The sequence below is a fragment of the Microbacterium sp. MYb72 genome (genome assembly GCF_002979415.1).
Classification (GTDB): Bacteria; Actinomycetota; Actinomycetes; order Actinomycetales; family Microbacteriaceae; genus Microbacterium; species Microbacterium natoriense.
Window position 1 is genome coordinate 1 of record NZ_PCOT01000022.1, and the last position, 17,020, is coordinate 17,020.

Annotated in this window: 19 protein-coding genes; 10 read left to right on the forward strand and 9 right to left on the reverse strand. The window is 71.1% G+C overall.

The genetic code is table 11. The features are described 5' to 3' along the window. The first annotated feature begins 248 nt into the window (after window positions 1–248). Entirely contained in the window at window positions 249–1,649 is a 1,401-nt protein-coding gene (locus CQ047_RS12770; protein ID WP_105675838.1) for an InlB B-repeat-containing protein, read from the forward strand. A 116-nt stretch (window positions 1,650–1,765) separates the two neighbouring features. On the opposite strand, the gene CQ047_RS12775 is transcribed toward CQ047_RS12770, so the two are convergent. The 5 genes from CQ047_RS12775 to CQ047_RS12795 all read right to left on the reverse strand — a co-directional run bounded on the left by CQ047_RS12775 (window position 1,766) and on the right by CQ047_RS12795 (window position 6,921). Continuing rightward, complete coding sequence (locus CQ047_RS12775) at window positions 1,766–2,770, reverse strand: hypothetical protein (RefSeq protein WP_146114347.1); 1,005 nt, start codon at window positions 2,768–2,770, stop codon at window positions 1,766–1,768. A gap of 86 nt (window positions 2,771–2,856) precedes the next feature. Continuing rightward, window positions 2,857–4,635: a sigma-70 family RNA polymerase sigma factor gene (locus CQ047_RS12780; RefSeq protein ID WP_105675842.1), complete on the reverse strand. Its 1,779-nt coding sequence runs from the start codon at window positions 4,633–4,635 to the stop codon at window positions 2,857–2,859. 79 nt (window positions 4,636–4,714) lie between these two features. Next, entirely contained in the window at window positions 4,715–5,107 is a 393-nt protein-coding gene (locus CQ047_RS12785; RefSeq protein WP_105675844.1) for a DUF3592 domain-containing protein, read from the reverse strand. 30 nt (window positions 5,108–5,137) lie between these two features. Beyond that, window positions 5,138–5,986 carry a trypsin-like serine protease gene (locus tag CQ047_RS12790; RefSeq protein ID WP_105675846.1) on the reverse strand — a complete coding sequence of 283 codons (849 nt, stop codon included), beginning with the start codon at window positions 5,984–5,986 and terminating at the stop codon, window positions 5,138–5,140. A 149-nt stretch (window positions 5,987–6,135) separates the two neighbouring features. Next, window positions 6,136–6,921, reverse strand: coding sequence for a DNA/RNA non-specific endonuclease (locus tag CQ047_RS12795; protein WP_105675848.1), 786 nt, complete (start codon window positions 6,919–6,921; stop codon window positions 6,136–6,138). Between the two features lie 174 nt (window positions 6,922–7,095). On the opposite strand from CQ047_RS12795, the gene CQ047_RS12800 reads away from it, so the two are divergent. Continuing rightward, window positions 7,096–7,881: a hypothetical protein gene (locus CQ047_RS12800; RefSeq protein ID WP_219844622.1), complete on the forward strand. Its 786-nt coding sequence runs from the start codon at window positions 7,096–7,098 to the stop codon at window positions 7,879–7,881. Window positions 7,882–7,902: 21 nt separating this feature from the next. Here CQ047_RS12800 and CQ047_RS12805 read toward each other — a convergent pair whose 3' ends face one another. After that, complete coding sequence (locus CQ047_RS12805) at window positions 7,903–8,559, reverse strand: histidine phosphatase family protein (protein ID WP_258132638.1); 657 nt, start codon at window positions 8,557–8,559, stop codon at window positions 7,903–7,905. Between the two features lie 65 nt (window positions 8,560–8,624). Next, complete coding sequence (locus CQ047_RS12810) at window positions 8,625–9,068, reverse strand: MarR family winged helix-turn-helix transcriptional regulator (protein ID WP_105675852.1); 444 nt, start codon at window positions 9,066–9,068, stop codon at window positions 8,625–8,627. 75 nt (window positions 9,069–9,143) lie between these two features. Between CQ047_RS12810 and CQ047_RS12815 the strand changes: the two genes are divergently transcribed. Beyond that, window positions 9,144–10,103, forward strand: coding sequence for a zinc-binding alcohol dehydrogenase family protein (locus tag CQ047_RS12815; RefSeq protein ID WP_105675854.1), 960 nt, complete (start codon window positions 9,144–9,146; stop codon window positions 10,101–10,103). 83 nt (window positions 10,104–10,186) lie between these two features. Beyond that, a complete protein-coding gene (locus tag CQ047_RS18905) occupies window positions 10,187–10,708 on the forward strand; it encodes a hypothetical protein (protein ID WP_181155933.1) in 522 nt (173 codons plus the stop codon). Between the two features lie 47 nt (window positions 10,709–10,755). Here the strand turns inward: CQ047_RS18905 and CQ047_RS12825 are convergent, their stop codons facing one another. Beyond that, on the reverse strand, window positions 10,756–10,977 hold the full coding sequence (locus CQ047_RS12825; RefSeq protein ID WP_105675951.1) for an RNA-binding S4 domain-containing protein: 222 nt from the start codon (window positions 10,975–10,977) through the stop codon (window positions 10,756–10,758). A gap of 23 nt (window positions 10,978–11,000) precedes the next feature. Beyond that, the gene (locus CQ047_RS12830) at window positions 11,001–11,207 is read right to left on the reverse strand and encodes a hypothetical protein (RefSeq protein WP_105675856.1); all 207 of its coding nucleotides are present in this window, start codon (window positions 11,205–11,207) and stop codon (window positions 11,001–11,003) included. Between the two features lie 130 nt (window positions 11,208–11,337). On the opposite strand from CQ047_RS12830, the gene CQ047_RS12835 reads away from it, so the two are divergent. Genes CQ047_RS12835 through CQ047_RS12860 form a run of 6 tightly spaced genes read left to right on the forward strand, consistent with a single transcriptional unit; the run spans window position 11,338 to window position 17,008 of the window. Next, window positions 11,338–12,759, forward strand: coding sequence for an adenosylhomocysteinase (locus CQ047_RS12835; protein ID WP_105675858.1), 1,422 nt, complete (start codon window positions 11,338–11,340; stop codon window positions 12,757–12,759). Continuing rightward, window positions 12,756–14,102 (forward strand): amidohydrolase family protein, encoded by a 1,347-nt coding sequence (locus CQ047_RS12840; RefSeq protein WP_258132640.1) that lies wholly within the window; start codon window positions 12,756–12,758, stop codon window positions 14,100–14,102. The genes CQ047_RS12835 and CQ047_RS12840 overlap by 4 nt, the downstream gene beginning before the upstream one ends. After that, complete coding sequence (locus CQ047_RS12845; RefSeq protein WP_258132642.1) at window positions 14,099–14,557, forward strand: cupin domain-containing protein; 459 nt, start codon at window positions 14,099–14,101, stop codon at window positions 14,555–14,557. The genes CQ047_RS12840 and CQ047_RS12845 overlap by 4 nt, the downstream gene beginning before the upstream one ends. Before the next feature lie 2 nt (window positions 14,558–14,559). Continuing rightward, on the forward strand, window positions 14,560–15,411 hold the full coding sequence (locus CQ047_RS12850; RefSeq protein WP_105675860.1) for an ABC transporter substrate-binding protein: 852 nt from the start codon (window positions 14,560–14,562) through the stop codon (window positions 15,409–15,411). Further along, window positions 15,408–16,274: an amino acid ABC transporter permease gene (locus CQ047_RS12855; RefSeq protein WP_105675862.1), complete on the forward strand. Its 867-nt coding sequence runs from the start codon at window positions 15,408–15,410 to the stop codon at window positions 16,272–16,274. Before CQ047_RS12850 ends, CQ047_RS12855 begins: the two co-directional genes overlap by 4 nt. Further along, the gene (locus CQ047_RS12860; RefSeq protein WP_105675864.1) at window positions 16,271–17,008 is read left to right on the forward strand and encodes an amino acid ABC transporter ATP-binding protein; all 738 of its coding nucleotides are present in this window, start codon (window positions 16,271–16,273) and stop codon (window positions 17,006–17,008) included. Before CQ047_RS12855 ends, CQ047_RS12860 begins: the two co-directional genes overlap by 4 nt. Window positions 17,009–17,020 lie beyond the last annotated feature (12 nt).

Here is a 17,020-nt window from a genome sequence, read left to right on the forward strand (position 1 = left end):
GGGGTATGGGGGGCGAGGGACGAGAGACGCGCAGGCCTTCGGGGGCGCGTGCGCAGAACGTCCTCATAAGAAGAGACGACGCAGCGCGGATTGTGTTACACGAATCCTCCGTCACGGTTGCATAACGGTGTATCGGTGGGGGTCGGATCTCGCGATCTCCGACAGATTCCACGCCTCGTCTCGTTCTCTTCTTCGGAACAATCTCTGTCTTCTGGGGGCAGAGCATCGCACGCTGGGGAGAACACACGATGATTCGCACTATTCGGCGACGCGGCATTCTGCTGCTCGCACCCGTACTCGCTCTGACGGGACTGCTGACGCTCACGGCCACGTCCGCGCAGGCGGCGACGACGACCGTCACCGACTGGACCACTCTGGATGCCGCCTTCGACGCCGCCGCCGACGGCGACGTGATCGTCCTCGGCGCCGACATCGACGCGAGCGGAACAGCCGACTATCTCGGCGTCCCGTCCGGTGCAGGCGTCACCCTCGACCTGAACGGCCACTCGCTCACCCTGGCTCCCCTGACGGGGCCGGGTCTCCACGTCGGAAGCACCTCGACGCTCACCGTCGACGACTCCGTCGGCACGGGCCGCCTCGAGGCGGTCGGCAGCGCGAACCCCGCCGACCCTTGGCCCTACTTTCCGGGGATCGGCAGCGACACGACCGACCTGACCGCCGGCGCGCTGACGATCCGCGGAGGCGACGTGATCGTCCGCGGAGGGCAGTACGCCGCCGGCTTCGGCGGGTCGCGATTCGTCGGCGGCGGAGCGCTCACCATGACGGGCGGCTCGCTGACGGCTCAGAGCGGCACGTTCGCCTCGGCGGCAGGCGCCGGCTACCTCGTGTCGAACGACTCCTACGCGGGTTCGGTCACGGTCGTCGGAGCCGAGGATGCGACGGGTCTGCCGACCCTGTCGGGCAGCGGCAGCGCCGACACCGAGCCGTCGCCGGTCATGTACACGTCGCCCACCACCGGCATCATCGTCACCGGGCATGCGAACAGCGCCGTCGCCGACCAGGGCGCCCTCGTCCTCGCCTTCCACTACCGCGTGACCTTCGCCTACGCCGACGGGACCACCGCCGACTCGACGCAGATCGTCGACTGGGGCAAGACGCCTCTCGTGCCGGCCGACCCGGTGCGCCCCGGCTACACGTTCGCGGGCTGGGCGTCGTCGGTGCCCGGCGTGACGCCCGCGGATCACGTCACCGCTCCGGTGACGTTCACGGCACAGTGGGTCGCCGCGCCCGTCGACGTGGTGTTCGACCCGGCCAACGGCGACGCGACGACGTCGCAGAGCGTCGCACCCGGCCAGGCGCCGGTCGTGCCGGCCGACCCGGTGCGCGCGGGCTACACGTTCGCCGGATGGGCGTCGTCGATCCCCGGCACGACGCCGACCGACCCCGTGACGGTCGCAGTGACCTTCACCGCGCAGTGGACGGCTGTCCCGGTGATCCCTGACACGCCCGACACGGGCGGGACGACGGGCGGGGCGACCGTCGGGAAGACGCCGAACGGGAGTGCCACTCTGGCGATCACCGGCGGTCAGGTGCCGTCGCTGTGGGCGCTGATCGGGGTGCCGCTCGTGCTGGGCGGCATCGCCCTGCTCGTCCGCACTCGTCGCCGGACGGGTTCCGCGACGTCCTGATCACCGCATCCTTCGCTGAGGTCCCGCAGACGTCCTGACGGCGTCGGCGGGACCTCTCGCTGTCACCGCCGGGTTCGCCCACGAGCTGCCGGTCGGGGCCCGGTGGGGTCGGTGCACTAACGCGGGCACGTCTCCGGTCGGGGGATGCCGTGGATCTGCGCCCACTGCGCCTGCAGCTCCCCGCCGAACTGGGGCTCCGGGCCGGTCAGCTCCGGTGTGCATCCCGAGGTGCTGAACCCGCCGATCACCTGACCGGGAACGGCGGTGAGGGCGACCGTGTAGGGCTCCTCGCCCGGTGTGGCAGCCTCGAGCACGGTGCGGATCGCAGGCCACCCCGAGGTCTCGGTGAGCGCCCGGTCGGGCGGGATGCTCGGGGCCATCCCGGTCGGGATCCGGAACCTGAGCCGCGGAGGAGACCCCGTGAAGACGTCGACGTCGAGTTCGAGCTCATGGTCGGGGTCGCTCGCGACGAAGCCGAGGTAGGACGCGTCGAGTGCGTGGAGCGTCGCACTCAGTGAGGCCGAGACGGGGGACTCGACGGTGGAGCCGTCTCCGATCGCGAGAGTGAGCCCGTCGGTGCGGGTCTGCATCGCGAACTCATCGAGAAGATTCGCTTGCGCGGCAGGGGAGAGACCCTCGTTCGGCACGTGGATGGTGCGCCCGTCTCCTGCGGATGCCGAGATCGGCATCCCGCGCTGCGCCCGGCTGAGCCATTCCTCGACGAAGGCCACTCCCGTCGGCGGAGTCCCGGGAGCGAGGGAGAACGACGCGTCCTCATTGGCCGTGAGGGTCAGTCGGAGCGACGTCGCGCGCGAGCCGCTGACCTCGTACTCGTCGAATCCGCCGTCCTTCGAGGCCAGCCACGTGGTCATGACGCGGTGGGCCTCCTGCGCCGTCACTCCGGCCTCGAGCGTGACGCTCGTGTCTCTCGAGATGCCCGCGTCGAATCCGCCGTCATCCACGACGCAGGATGCCGAGGCGACGCCGGGCAGCGGCTGGAGGACCTCGCAGGTCGCCGCTGCAGCGCGTTCCGCCTCGGAGACGTCCAGGGGCGAAGAGCAACCCGCGAGGGAGACGGTCACCACCGCGACGGCGAGGACCGCCCACACACGAGAATGCATACGGCGATACTTCCATGAGGTGATCGGCTCCTCGGTCCGCACCACCCGAGTCGCGCCGTTCAGGGCGCGATGGCGCCGCGCCGCGCTCAGGGATCGACGACCTCGAAGATCCCCCCGCCTCCGCGCGGCCAGGAGGGGTCGCGGGTGGGGTCGACGACGTCGACCGGTGCGGTGATCCCCGGACCGGAGTACCAGTCGGCGTCGATGACGGAGAAGGCGAACGGGTACCACCCGTCGGCGAGCATCCTGATCCGACGGGTCGCGTGGCCGGTCGCATCCAGGGTGATGGTCGCGTCGGTCTTGGGGGTGGAGGCCCAGATCGTGCCGTTCGGCGGCCCGGTGAGGGAGATGACGATCCCCGTGGTCCGGGCCTCCTCGAGTGGTATCGGCCCCTCGATCTGCTCGAACCCCTGCACCGTCGGGGTCTGCACGGTGATCGTCCCCGTCGTCGCGAGCGACTGCTCGGTGGGGGTGAAAGCCCACACGGCGTAGTCGTACGCCCCGGCGTCGAAGGCGAGAGGGCGAGTGTCGAAGGTCCACGATCCGTCCGGTGCGACATCGACCTCGTACCGTTGCGATGCGAACTCGATCGCGACGGAGTTCCCGGGGGTCGTGCGGCCGGTGATCATGGGGGCGAGGTACGCCGTGACATCGGGCGGGGAGGTGAGGCCAGGGGTCAGCGTCGGCGTCCCTCCGGGGTCGGTGCCGGGGCCGGGGACCTCGGGCCCGGCGGGCTGAGGCGCCGGGGGAACGTACTGCGAGACCGGCTCCGTGTGGAAGTCGACGAGCGGAACGTTCGGGTCCGAGTTCCAGCGCCCGAGCCGCGGCGGCAGCGGCACGGTCGTCACGGGGGTGGAGGTGGGCGTGGTGCCGGTCTGACCGAGTGACGCCCCGTCGGGCGTCGGTGTCGTGACCGGTACCTGCACGTTCGTGTCGGCGAGGGCCGGTGCATCGATGTCCCCCGGCTGGAGGAAGAAGGAGCCGAGCAGGATGCCGCCGACGGCCAGCACGCCGACACCGCCGGCGAGCAGGCTGGCGATGCCGGTGCCGGCTCCCGTGAGGAGGATGCTGGCGGCCACCGCCGTGCCGGGAGCGAGTGCGCTCGTCGCGGGCAGAGCGACGCCGAGTGCGCCGAAGCCCGCGGCGGAGAGGGTGACGCCCTGCAGGCGTCGGGCATCGGTGCGCAGGCTCACGAGCAGGTCGCTGCACATGTCGCACGACTCGAGGTGCGTCGTGATCTCGCGGGCGAGGAGCTGGTCGTCGGGCTCGGAGAGGTGCCGAGGGAGCAGGCGCGCGGCGTGGGTCTCATCCTCGCGCAGCACGACGGGCACCTGCCGCGTCAGCCACTGGAGTTTCAGCCCGGATCGTGCCCGGCGGTGCAGCGCTGAGACCGCGTTCGGCTTGATGCCGAGCTCGCGGGCGATCTCCGGTCTCGCGACGTCCGCGACCTCCGACAGCCAGAGCACCTTCTGCCAGCGCTCTGGCAGCTCCTGGAAGGCTCCGAGCAGGTCGTTGGCGTTGGACTCCCGCTCGACCAGGCTCAGCGCGTCGCGGAAGTCGACCGCATCCGCCTCCACGGTGTCGTCGAACCTGCTCGCTTCCTTGCGCCAGCGGATCGCGGTGTTGCGGATGACGGCCTTGAGGTAGGAGCGGAAGGCGAAGTCGGGGCCCGTGCCCGAGGTCGTGATCTGCTGGTAGATCGCGAGGAACGACTCGGAGGCGAGATCCTCGGCGCGGGAGGGGAGCATTCGACGGGCGTATCGCAGGGCCGCGCCGATGTGGCGCTCCCACAGGACCACGTAGGCGTCGCGCTCGCCGTCGCGCAGCTCTCGGAGCAGCTCGGCGTCGCTCCGGGGGTCTTCCATGCAGGCGACTCCGAACCGTCATATCGATATTTCCCACCCCATGATAGGAGAGCGCGGGGCTTCGCGGGGAGACTCGCCGTTACGCGAGTGCCAGCGCGGAGAAGACGACTCCGGCGACGGCGCAGACCACGCCGACCGTGATGAGCACGCCGCCGTTCCATCGGAGCTGCGCGGGTTGGGATCGAGACGGGTCGGCGGGATCGTACGCGACGATGCAGGTGCCGCCGTACGGCGGACGGAACATGACCTTCACCCTGGCGACGCCGGAGCGGCTGACGCCCTCGGCGGTGACGTACTCGTACCGGGAGGGCGACCAGCGCAGCGACGGGCCGATCCACTGCCCCTCGACGCGCGTCCAGTGCGACGGCACGAGAGCCCGGACCCGGAAGCCCGCGAAGGCGACGAGGGTGCCCGTGATCACGAGCATGAAGGCGGCGATGAACACGTGCCCCTCCGATCGGTCGTCCTGCACCAGTCGAGTGTAGAGGGAGTGCGCGGCCGACTACTCGTTGGCCGCCATCGTCTGCGAGACCCAGTCGCGATACGCCGTGACGTCGGTGTAGAGCCCCGGGCCCTTCTCGCAGGAGGGCGACATGGCGCCCGGTCCGGACGTGACGCCGATCAGCTCCCAGCGTCCGTTGCTGCCGCGCTGGATCTGCGGGCCGCCGGAGTCGCCGTTGCACGCCATCGCATCGGCCTTGTGGCTCACCGTGCACAGACGCGTGACGCCGGCGAAGCCCGGATCGCACTCGGACGCGTCGCCACGGAACGTCTCCAACTGCCGCAGCTTCTTGGACATCTTCCACTTGGTCGGGTTCTGCTCGGGCGTGGTCAGGCCGAACCCGAGGATGCGCGTGGCGCTGCCGGGATCGGCTGCATGATCGGCGATCGCGATCGGTCGCTGAGAGACCGGCTTGTCGAGGCGGATCAACGCGATGTCGTTCTGATTCGGCATCCCCTGGGCGTAATCGGGATGCTGGAACACCTGCACCATGTCTCGGAGGGTTCCACCCGAGGTGCGCTTGTCGCTGCCGATGCGCACCGTGCCCTCGGCGAACGATCCGATCTCCCGGTCCACGCAGTGCGCGGCGGTCACGACCCACTCCGGTGCGATCAGCGCAGCGCCGCAGCCGCCGTCGTCGAGTCCGGCGAGCGGCGCCGTGATCGGAATGCTCGCCATGAACGGGTACTTCTCGGATGCGGCGGAGCCTCCGACGATCGTCTTGACCGTGGTCGGCGCTGCGCTCGCCGCCTGTGTGGAGGCGAGCGAGAGAGCGAGGCCGCAGGCCGTGACGGCGATGACGCCTGAGGCGCGGGTCAGCGTGCGACGAAGCGCGGTGTTCGAGGTCATGAGGGGTGCCTTTCCTGAGCGGTCGAGGTGACCGGACGTCATACCTCGACGTTAGAAAGGAACCCGCGGCGATCCCATACAGCGGGCTGCCGAAGCGGGGTGGAGCTGGCGCCACCCCACGGTGCCGCAGGGGAGGTGACGTGCCGGTGTCAGAGCACGATCTGGTCTGCCGTGGTCAGCTCGCGCCATCCGCCCGCGCGTGCCCCGGGGGCCGCGAGGACATCGGCATCCGTCAGCACGCCGAAGTCGACTCCGGTCACGCGGGCTATCTCCGCCACGGGCACCTGGAACGTGCGGAACGCCCCGAGCGGCGGAGCGGCGAGCAGCCCCTCGCTGGTGTCGACGAGCGCGGCTTGGTCGAGGATGAAACCCGCGCAGGAGAGACCGGCTGCTCCCGACCAGGCCGCGACCTTCCAGAACCGCAGCGGGATGCGGATGCCGCGGTACGGCGGGTCGTCGTCGGCCAGCACGGGCGCGGTGAAGACCGAGAGGCGCTGGGCCGTGGCCTCGGCGTAGGCGAGCACATGGTCTTCGAGTCCGAGCCAGAGCTCCTTGGACTGGTTGAAGCCGGCGGCCTGCGGTGCGGCGTTCGTGTAGAAGAACGTGGCCTCCATCGCCGCTCGCGCTTCGGCCGTCTCACCCCAACCGGGGTCGCGGCGGCGCACGAGGTGACCGCGGTCGAGGTCGTTCCGCGCGTACACGGCGGGGCCGGTCTGGGCGGCGGCGTCGACGCGCGGGTCGAGGCGCCACTCTCCCGCGCGCGGGAGATCGAGCAGGCGGGGGCCGTCGATGTTCACCCCGGTCGCCGCCGCGAGTCGACGATCCCGGTCGAGCAGCACGGTGAAACGCGGGTAGTCGAGAGCGTGCACATCCTGGGCCGGATGCGGCAGCGCCACAGCGTTCGAGAGGAATCCGGGGTCGTAGCCGTCGGTCATGCGACCATCGTGCCCCATGCCGCCGACATGGTCTCCGGACGGCGCCCGACCGGGCGTGCCATCGGCGTGGGGGCTCCGTTCGCGACCGGTGCGGAGACGTCGGCGATGTCATAGCCTGGCGGGGTGATTCCCGCACCCCGCCGCATTCCTGCTGGACCAGAACTCGAACTCCTCATGCGACTGTACGGTTACCGTTTCACCCGCACGGGCGGTGTCGCCGGGGCCGAGGCGTCGCGAGAGGCCGCCGACGAGGCCGAGGCCGAGTCCTCGGGGTGGCCGATTCGTTCCGTCGAACGTTGCACACCTGTTGAGATCGTCGAGCGGTCGATCACCGCGGCTACGGCGCTTGACGAGGATGCCGTGCTCGGTGCGTTCATCGCAGGCCTCGGCAGCGCCTGGCACGGACGCCAGACCGTGATCTCCTTCGCGTGGGCACGGCACCTCGCGACCGCTCCCGTGGCGGAGAACGGCGTGCCCGACTGCGGGCTGGCGGCGCGACAGGGGAGTGCGCTCGAGTTCGATGCGACCGAAGTGCTGCTCCGTCTCGCACTCGGCTGGGCCTGGAACGAGCAGCCGCATCACTACCTCCCCGATCTCGAGACCGCGGCCGCAGAGGGGCTTCCGGCTCCCACTGAAGATGACAGGGAGCGGCTGCGCACTCTGTTCGAGGTGATCTCTGCCCAGCCGGCCGGCACCCGGGCAAGCGAGCTCGAGCGAGCGATCGCCCGCGCCAAGGTGGTCGCGGGCGCGGACAAGTATCAGCGCTACGGCATCCTCATCGGACTCGCCGAGTACGGGCTGCTGCCGAGCACGCTCCCGCCCAGCTGGGACAGGTTCGTCTCCCGCGAAGAGGTCGCCGATGCGTGGTCGGGTGGGCCCCGATCTGACATCACACCGCCTCTCTCCGGATGGCGCGGCGGCATCGACGCGGATCGCGCGGCGCGACTGCTGGCGATCTGAGGCCCACCGGGCCCACGCGCGCTAGGACTCCGAGGGCTTCAGCGGCAGCTGCGGGCCGTGGTTCCAGGCGAGGATGGCGGGCTGCTCCCTGGTGTAGCCGAGAACCGACACCGAGCCGGCATCCAGTGTGATCTGCGCGCCGAACCGGGGCGCCTCGCGGAGGAACACGGCCGTGAGGATGCGCAGGTAGTGACCGTGCGCGATCAGCGCCACGTCGCCGTCGGCCATCGCCGGCAGCACCCTCGTCAGCACGCGCGACGCCCGTGCGGCGACCTCCTCGACGGTCTCGCCGGGGGTCTCACCGCGGATCACGCCGTGGTTGAACGCCGTCCAGTCGTAGCCGAGCTCGGCGCGGATGTCGGCGCTGGTCCGCCCCTCGTACCCGCCGTAGTCCCACTCGACCAGCAGCGGGTCGATCTCGGCGTCGAGTCCGGCGAGCTCCGCCGTCCGTCGTGCGCGCTGCAGCGGGGAGGTCAGGATGAGTCCGAAGTCGTAGCCGCGCACCAGTCGGCCGGCCGCGGCGGCCAGCTCCTCACCGTGGGCGGTCAGCGGGATGTCGGTGCGTCCGGTGTGGCGGCCGCTCTTCGACCACTCCGTCTCTCCGTGGCGCAGCAGCACGAGCTTGCCCTGCGGATTGTCGGGGGCGGGGCGATCGGGCAGGGGGTCAGGAGCATCCACACCGCCACCGTAACCCCTCGCGAACACCCACGGGCGATCCCGGGCGCCGCGGCCGCCGACCTCGGTCACCGGATGTCGAACCCGGACTCCTCCGCCTCGGCGATGAGGAGGCGGCTGATCAGGCGCACGAGCGTCGTGCGCTCGGCCTCCGGCAGATGCGCGAGCAGGCGCGAGGCCTCCGCGTCGAACTCGGCTTCGCCCGCTGTGGCGCGTGCGCGGCCCTCGTCCGTGAGGCGCACCTGCACCGCGCGACCATCGTCGGGGGAGCGGAAGCGCTCCACGAGTCCCCGCTTCTCAGCGCGGTCGACGAGCCCGCTGATGCTCGACTTGTCCAGGCCCAGGCGGGCGCCGAGCTCGCTCATGAGCGGCGTCCGGTCGCGCAGGATGCCGAGCATCCGGCCCTGCACCACCGACAACCCCTGGGCGGACGAGCGCTCCTCGAGGATCCTCTGCACGAGGAAGGTCAGCTGTGCCAGGGCATCGGCCGGGGAGAGCGCGGCATCCGTCATGGGAACAGTCTAGCCAAATGGTTCGCGATGCGTACTATTATAGTTCGTGACGCGAACCAATAAGGAGACACAGCCATGATCCACACCGATGCCGCCGTCGTCACGAGCTTCGACGAGCCACCGCACTTCCTTCCGTTCGACCTTCCCGAGCCGAAGGACGGCGAGGTCGTCGTCGATGTACTCGCGGCAGGCCTCCACCCGCGCGTGCGCTCCGGTGCGAGCGGAGCGCACTACACGAGCACCGGGGCCCTTCCGCTCATCCCCGGCGTCGACGGCGTCGGACGCCGCGCCGACGGCGCGCTCGTCTACTTCGCCGTCGACGACACCCGGCACGGCACGATGGCGGCGAAGGCCGTGATCGATCAGCGGCGCACGATCGCCCTGCCCGACGGTGCGGATGCCGTGAGGATCGCCGCGGCGATGAACCCCGCGATGTCGTCGTGGGTCGCGCTCCGCCGTCGCGTCGCGTGGACGCCCGGCGCATCGGTGCTCGTGCTCGGGGCCACCGGGAACGCCGGAGCCATGGCGGTGCAGGTCGCCAAGCTGCTGGGCGCCGGCGAGGTCGTGGCCGCCGGGAGGGATCGGGGTCGGCTCGCGCTGGTGGGCGAGGCCGGCGCCGACCGCACCATCGCCCTGGACGACGCCTCCGCGGATGCCGAGCTCGCCGACGCGGCCCGCGACGTCGATGTCGTCCTCGACTACCTCTGGGGCGCGCCCACCGAACGTGCGATCAGGGCGGTGCTGACCGCCAGGACCGACCGGAGCCGGCCGCTCGACTGGGTGGAGATCGGCTCCGTGGCGGGCCCCGACATCGCGCTCCCGTCGGCGGCGCTGCGCTCGGCGCACCTGCGTCTGATCGGCAGCGGGCAGGGCTCGATCGGGCCGCGCGAGTACCTTGCCGAGCTCCCCTCCCTCGTCGACGCGATCGGGGAGGGCCGCATCTCCGTGCAGACCCGCACCGCCCGCCTCGCAGACGTCGAGTCGGTCTGGAGCGAGCCCGAGGCGCCCGGCATCCGCACCGTGCTCGTGCCGTAGAGGCGTGATGCCGTGATCGACGTGGCCCGCGCCGTCGGGCGCCGCTCCTTCCGGGGCGCCCGACGGTGTGGTTTCATGAGCGCATGACCGATATCCGGGGGGACAGGTCGAGGGGTGGCATCGCCCTCCTCGTGTGCGCGATGACTCTGCTGTTCGCGGGATGCGCCACACCCGCGGCGCCGCAGTCGACGACGGCGACGCCCACCCCCACGCCGACCGCGGCCTGTCCGCAGATCGAGGGCGTCGAGATGCCCCCGGAGTGCGCCCCCTACGACCCGGAGAAGTCGATGGCGCAGAACGACCGCTATCGGGAGCGGATGGACCTCTCCGAGGAGGCCCGCGCGGCGGCCGAAGAGGCCATCGCGGTCGCTCGACCGGCTCTCGAGGAGCTGCGGACCTCGGGCGCGCTCTCGACCACCGCGGTGCAGGATGCGCTGGCGGATGCCGGTCTCGCCGGCGCCTACGTGCGCGACGACTACGGCACTCTGCTCTTCGGTGCGGACGCCCCTGAGGGCGGGTGCGTGTTCGGCTCGGTGACCGCCGACGCCCTGTCGATCGAGGCGGGCGGCTACATCATGGACGGCGGGTGCCTGCCCGCGCAGTGACGCCCGAGTGCCCGGGAACCGGTCTTCGGGTCGGGTGAGTGCTGCGCTCAGGGGCGCACGCGCACCGTGCGTCCCTCGAACGAGACGAGGTCGCCGTCGTGCAGCTGGCGCCCTCGGCGGCGTTCCTCCTCGCCGTTGACGTTCACGTAGCCGTCGATGATCGCCTCCTTGGCGTCACCGCCGGTGTCGATGAGACCGGAGTACTTGAGGAACTGTCCGAGACGGATCATCTCGCCGCCGATGGAGATGTCGTCGATCGAGGTGGCCATGAGCAAATGCTAGCCCGGGCGGGCTACGGCAGGCGCTCCTCGGCGGGCCCGACCGGCGGGGGAGCCGAGGATGCCGCACGCGCAGCCTCGTCGCGGCGGGCGATCTCCGCGGGGACCGACAACGACAGCGGCGCGAAGGGGACGAACGCTCGTTCGAAGGCGCGCGCGAAGAAGGCCCGCACCTCGGCGCGGGGGTTCCACACGCGCGTGGGGATGGTCTCGGTCTTCATGGTTTCAGTCAATCGCACCTCGGCGGGGCGGAACCAGGTTCTGCGAGGGCACCCCTCAGATGCAGGGGTCTCGTCGAGTGGCGCCGTACACGGAGCGCTCGGCGCGCCGCCCGAGCAATACGATTGAGCGGTGACCGACCCGACCACGTCCGCCGAGCGTCTCGTGCGCCGTTTCGCCCGCGAGACCAACCTGCTCGTCGCCGGTCGCACCTTCGCGGTGGAGGGCGCGGATGCCGTCTCGCACGAGCTCCGCCGCCTGCTGGCCGCTCTGGGTGCTCACCTGGGCTCTGGTGGCGTGACCTTCGCACCGGGGCAGGATCCCGACATCCTCATCCACGGGACGGCTCTGCCCGCACGGGTGACCGCGGCCGACCGCGTCGACAACGCGGGCGCGCACATGCCGGTCTCGACACTGGTCGCGGCGCGCCTGCGCGAGGAGGGCGTCGTGCGCGGCATCCGGATCGGCATCGCGATGGTGCTGGAGCCCAAGACCGCCCAGCTCGCACTGCTGCTGCGCGACGCCGGAGCCGATGTCGTCGTGTACGCCCACCCCGACGAGATCGACGTCGAGGTGGCCGATGTGCTGCGTGCCCGCGGCATCCCCGTCGACGGAGACCCTGAGCTCTCGGGTGCGGAGGAGCGCGCCGCCGCCGTGGCGTTCCTGCGGCGCGGCTTCGACCTGCTGCTCGACGACGGCTCCCACCTGATCCGCCTCGCCCACGAGGAGAGGCTCGCCGCCGGTCTGCGCGGCGCCGCGGAGGAGACCACGAGCGGACTCACCCCGCTGCGGCTGATGCAGAGCCGCGGACTGCTCGGCATCCCCGTCATCGCCGTGAACGACGCGGCCATGAAGACGTCGTTCGACAACCGCTACGGCACCGGTCAGTCGTGCGTGTTCGCGATCGCCGATGTGCTCGACGCTGCGGGCATCGGCGTGCGCGACCAGCTCGCCGTCGTGGTCGGCTACGGCCCGGTGGGCGAGGGGGTCGCCGCGCACCTGCGCGCGCTCGGCGCCGAGATCGCGGTGGCCGAGACCGACCCCGTGCGGGCGCTGCGGGCGGCGCACGACGGATTCCGCATCGGACCGCTCCGCGAGCTCGCGCCGGGTGCGCTGGTCGTCTCCGCCACCGGTGCGCCGCACACGGTCGACGCGGAGACGCTCGTCGTCGCGCGGATCGTCGCGGTGGCGGGCGGAGTGCCGGGCGAGGTCGACGTCGACGCCTCGGCGCTGCGACCGGTCGGCGCGCACCTCGACCGGGCGGGAGACGGCGCCCTCCTGATCGCCCGCGGCGGCTGCGTGAACCTCGCCGCCGCCGAAGGCAACCCGATCGAGATCATGGACCTCTCCTTCGCGGTGCAGCTCGGGGCCGTCGAGCAGCTGCTCGCACGCGAGCTCCCCGCCGGACTCCATCCGTTCCCCGCCGAGGCCGATCGCGCCATCGCGCTCGCCGCCGCCGATGCGCGGGGCGACCGTCTCGACGAGCGCAGCGCCGCCCAGCGCGAGGCGCAGGACGAGTGGCGCTCCCGTCGCTACCTGGGGGTCTCGTCATGATCACCGTCTACTCCGCAGGACTCGTCGTCCCGGTCACGGCGCCGCCCATCGTCGACGGCGCCGTCGCCGTGCGCGACGGGCGCATCATGCACGTGGGGGAGCGTGCCTGGGTGCTGCGCTCGCTGTCCGAGCGCGGACTCGCCCACGACGAGGTGCACTGGCCCGGAGTCCTCACCCCTGGACTCGTCAACGCGCACACCCACCTGCAGTACACGGGCATGGCCGTCGTCGGCCGCGGGCAGTACACCGGATTCGACGACTGGGTGCAGGCGTTCGACCCGGTCTACGAGGCCGGACGGGACTGGGGGGCGGATGCCGCGGCCGGCGCCGAGATGGCGCTCCGCTCCGGAACCACGGCCGTCGCCGACGTCGTCACCGATCCGTCGGCGGCATCCGCCCTGCACGACGCACGACTGCACGGCATCACCTACTGGGAGGTGATGAGCTGGACCAACGCCGACTGGGCCCGCACCGGACGCGCGCAGGTCGAGCAGGCTCTCGACGCCCTGCCCACGCCCCCCGGCACCGGGCTCTCGCCCCACGCGCCGTACTCGCTCGACATCGAACCGCTGCTGGAGATCCCCGACATCGTCCGCGAGCGGGGCGGGCGCATCCACATCCACCTCGGCGAGGCCGCCTTCGAGAGCGAGTTCGCGCACGAGCATCCGCAGGCCTGGCACACGGCAGGGCTCGCGAGCTTCCAGGAACTGCGCGAGGCGGGCTTCGGCACCAGCGCGACCGAGTTCGTCGACCAGCTCGGGGTGCTCGGGCCCGACTGCCACATCGCGCACGGCGTGTACATGAGCGCCCGCGACCGGGCGATCCTGCGCGAACGTCGAACGACCGTGGCGCTGTGTCCGCGGTCGAACGCCGTGATCGGGCTCGAGGAGCCGCCGATCGCCGCGTATCTGCGCGAGGGCAGCCCGATCGCCGTCGGCACGGACTCGCTGTCGTCGAGCCCGTCGCTCGACGTGCTCGCGGACGTCGCCGAGCTCGCGCGCATCGCCCGCTCGCAGGGCTACACGGACCGCGACCTGCACGCCCGGCTGCTCGGAGCCGCGACCATCGGCGGAGCCCACTCCATGGGCATCGACGTCGGCCCCGACCGCACCGGCTACCTCGCGGTCGGCGCGCTCGCCGACCTCACGTTCTTCGATGTGCCGGCCGGGCCCGATTCGATCCAGGAGCTCGTCGAAGACGGCGCGGGGCGTGCCGCGGCCACCGTCGTCTCGGGGGAGGTCCGGTGGGCGAGCGACAGCTTCGGCGTCTCGGTCGTTGAGCGAGCGAAGCGAGACGACACGTCCGAGGATCCACGCGAACGCGTCGAAGGAGCCGTCCAGTGATCGCTGACCGACCCGCCACCGCCGAGCGCCTCGACCTCGCCCCGCACCCCGAGGGCGGCTGGTTCCGCCGCACCTGGACGAGCCCGCTCGCCGTCGAGACGCCGAACGGCCCGCGCCCGGCCGGCACCTGCATCCACTACCTGCTGCAGCCCCACGAGCGCAGCGAATGGCACGTCGTCACGAGCGACGAGCTGTGGCTGTGGCACGGACCCGGCCGGCTCGAGCTGAGCCTCGGCGGCGACGGCGAGCAGCCGGGTGCGGCGACCGCGATCGTGCTCAGCGGGACGGATGCCGCGCAGGTGCTCGTGCCCGCCGGCGTCTGGCAGGCCGCCCGACCTCTCGACGACCAGGAAGTGCTGGTCTCCTGCTTCGTTTCCCCAGGTTTCGACTTCGCCGATTGGCGACTCGCCGAGTCCCCTACTCTTAACCAAAACCCGAGCACTCTTCAGGAGTAAACGTGACCGTCTCCCGCACTCTTCGCCGCGCCGCAGCGGCCGCCATCGCGGTCGCCGCCGCCGTGTCCCTCGCCGCCTGCGCGAGCGGCCCGACCACCTCGCCCACGACCGGCGCCGACGGCGAGCTGCAGACCGTCACCGCCGGCAAGCTCACCATCGCGACCGGCGAGCCCAACTACGAGCCGTGGTTCGTCGACGACGACCCCTCCAACGGCAAGGGCTTCGAAGGAGCGGTCGCGAACGCGGTCGCGAAGGAGCTGGGCTTCGACGCCGCCGACATCGTCTGGACCCGCACCGGCTTCGACGCCGCGATCGCCCCCGGCCCGAAGGACTGGGACATCAACATCCAGCAGTTCTCGGTCACCGACGAGCGCAAGAAGGCCGTCGACTTCTCGTCGCCGTACTACACGACCACGCAGGCCGTCGTCGCGCTGAACAGCTCGCCCGCGGCATCCGCCACGACCATCGACGCCCTCAAGAAGGCGAAGGTCGGCGTCGCCGCAGGCACCACCAGCTACACCGTCGCCAAGGCACAGCTCGGCGAGGCGAACCTCAGCGTCTTCAACACGGTCGACGACGTCGTGCTCGCGCTGCAGGCCGGCCAGATCGACGCCATGATCACCGACCTGCCCGGCGCGTTCTACGTCACCGGCGCCGTGGTCGACGACTCCTCCGTCACGGGCCAGTTCGCCAGCTCCGACGGCGGCGACGAGTTCGCCTTCGTGCTGCCGAAGGGGTCGGCCCTCACCCCCGCCGTCACCAAGGCCGTCGATGCTCTGCGCGCCGACGGCACGCTCGACGAGCTGCAGCAGAAGTGGCTCAGCGACGCGGTCGACGTCCCCGTCCTGAAGTGACGAACACCTCCGCCGAGACGGCGTGGCAGCCGAGCGAGCTCGAGCTGTCGCGCCGCGCTCTGCGGCGCAGGGCGACGACCCGGTCTGTCCTGATCGCGTTCGTCAGCAGCGTCGTGCTGATCGGCGTCGTCGCGATCATCGTCGTCAACACCCCGGGGTGGGCGGTCGTCCGGCAGACGTTCTTCGACCCCGAGATCGCGCTCAAGAGCATCGGGCCGATCTTCCAGGGTCTGCTCACCAACCTCCTCGTGCTCGTCATCGCCGCGGTCGGCGTGGCGATCCTGGGCACGCTGCTCGCCACCATGCGCTCGCTCCGAGGTCCGGTGTTCTTCCCGCTGCGCGCGCTCGCCGCAACGTACACCGACTTCTTCCGCGGCGTCCCGCTGCTGATCGTGCTCTACCTGATCGGCTACGGCATCCCCGCGCTGATGATCTTCCCGCGCATGCCCCCGGCGTTCTGGGGAACCATCGCGATCATCGTCACGTACTCGGCCTACGTCTCCGAGGTGCTCCGCGCCGGCATGGAGGCCGTGCACCCCTCGCAGCGCGTGGCCGCGCGCTCCCTCGGGCTCAGCCACGCGCAGACGCTGCGGATCGTCGTGATCCCGCAGGGCGTGCGCAAGGTCGTGCCCGCTCTCATGAACGACTTCGTGTCGATGCAGAAAGACGTCGGGCTCATCTCGGTGCTCGGCGTGATCGACGCGGTGCGCGCCGCGCAGCTGCAGGTCGCCGACACCTACAACTACACGCCCTACGTCGTCGCGGGGCTGTTCTTCATCATCCTCAGCTGGCCGATGATCCGATTCACGGATGCCGTCACGGCGCGGCTCAACAGGCGCGAGCAGGCCGGAGGCGTCGTATGACCGTTCCCGTCATCGAGGCCAGGGGCGTGCGCAAGCGCTTCGGCGATCACGACGTGCTCCGCGGACTCGACCTCGCCGTCGAGCCGCACGAGGTGGTCGTGCTGATCGGAGCCTCGGGCTCGGGCAAGTCCACGCTGCTCAAGACGATGAACCTCATCGAGCGGGTCGACGACGGACAGATCTTCCTCAGCGGAGACGACATCACCGATCCGCGGGTGGATGCCGACAGGGTGCGCGCGCGCATCGGCGTCGTATTCCAGCACTTCAACCTCTTCCCGCACCTGACCGTGCTCGAGAACATCACCCTCGCGGCGCGCAAGGTGCACCGCCGTTCCGCGTCGGAGGCGCGCGCCCGGGGCCGCGAGCTGCTCCAGACCCTCGGCCTCGGCGACAAGGCCGACGAGTACCCCGACCGGCTCTCCGGCGGTCAGCAGCAGCGCGTCGCCATCGTGCGGGCGATCCTCACCGAGCCGGAGGTGCTGCTGCTCGACGAGATCACCAGCGCGCTCGACCCCATGCTCGTCGGCGAGGTGCTCGATCTCGTGCGCGAGCTCAAGCGCCGCGGCACCACGATCGTGATGGCCACGCACGAGATGTCGTTCGCCCGAGAGGTCGCCGATCGCGTCGTCTTCCTGAAGGAGGGCGTGCTGGTCGAGCAGGGTCCGCCCGAGCAGATCTTCGACGCCCCGCAGCATCCGGCGACGGCCGAGTTCCTGGCGCGCGTCCGGCACTGAGTCCCGTCGTGG

Coding starts and splice junctions, on each gene's coding strand:
- CQ047_RS12790 (WP_105675846.1), bottom strand. CDS start 5,986: ATGACCTCGAACACCGCGCTTCGTCGCACGCTGACCCGCGCCTCAGGC.
- CQ047_RS12810 (WP_105675852.1), bottom strand. CDS start 9,068: ATGACGGATGCCGCGCTCTCCCCGGCCGATGCCCTGGCACAGCTGACC.
- CQ047_RS12800 (WP_219844622.1), top strand. CDS start 7,096: ATGCGACTGTACGGTTACCGTTTCACCCGCACGGGCGGTGTCGCCGGG.
- CQ047_RS12780 (WP_105675842.1), bottom strand. CDS start 4,635: ATGGAAGACCCCCGGAGCGACGCCGAGCTGCTCCGAGAGCTGCGCGAC.
- CQ047_RS12830 (WP_105675856.1), bottom strand. CDS start 11,207: ATGAAGACCGAGACCATCCCCACGCGCGTGTGGAACCCCCGCGCCGAG.
- CQ047_RS12860 (WP_105675864.1), top strand. CDS start 16,271: ATGACCGTTCCCGTCATCGAGGCCAGGGGCGTGCGCAAGCGCTTCGGC.
- CQ047_RS12775 (WP_146114347.1), bottom strand. CDS start 2,770: ATGCATTCTCGTGTGTGGGCGGTCCTCGCCGTCGCGGTGGTGACCGTC.
- CQ047_RS12815 (WP_105675854.1), top strand. CDS start 9,144: ATGATCCACACCGATGCCGCCGTCGTCACGAGCTTCGACGAGCCACCG.
- CQ047_RS12795 (WP_105675848.1), bottom strand. CDS start 6,921: ATGACCGACGGCTACGACCCCGGATTCCTCTCGAACGCTGTGGCGCTG.
- CQ047_RS12770 (WP_105675838.1), top strand. CDS start 249: ATGATTCGCACTATTCGGCGACGCGGCATTCTGCTGCTCGCACCCGTA.
- CQ047_RS18905 (WP_181155933.1), top strand. CDS start 10,187: ATGACCGATATCCGGGGGGACAGGTCGAGGGGTGGCATCGCCCTCCTC.
- CQ047_RS12825 (WP_105675951.1), bottom strand. CDS start 10,977: ATGGCCACCTCGATCGACGACATCTCCATCGGCGGCGAGATGATCCGT.
- CQ047_RS12840 (WP_258132640.1), top strand. CDS start 12,756: ATGATCACCGTCTACTCCGCAGGACTCGTCGTCCCGGTCACGGCGCCG.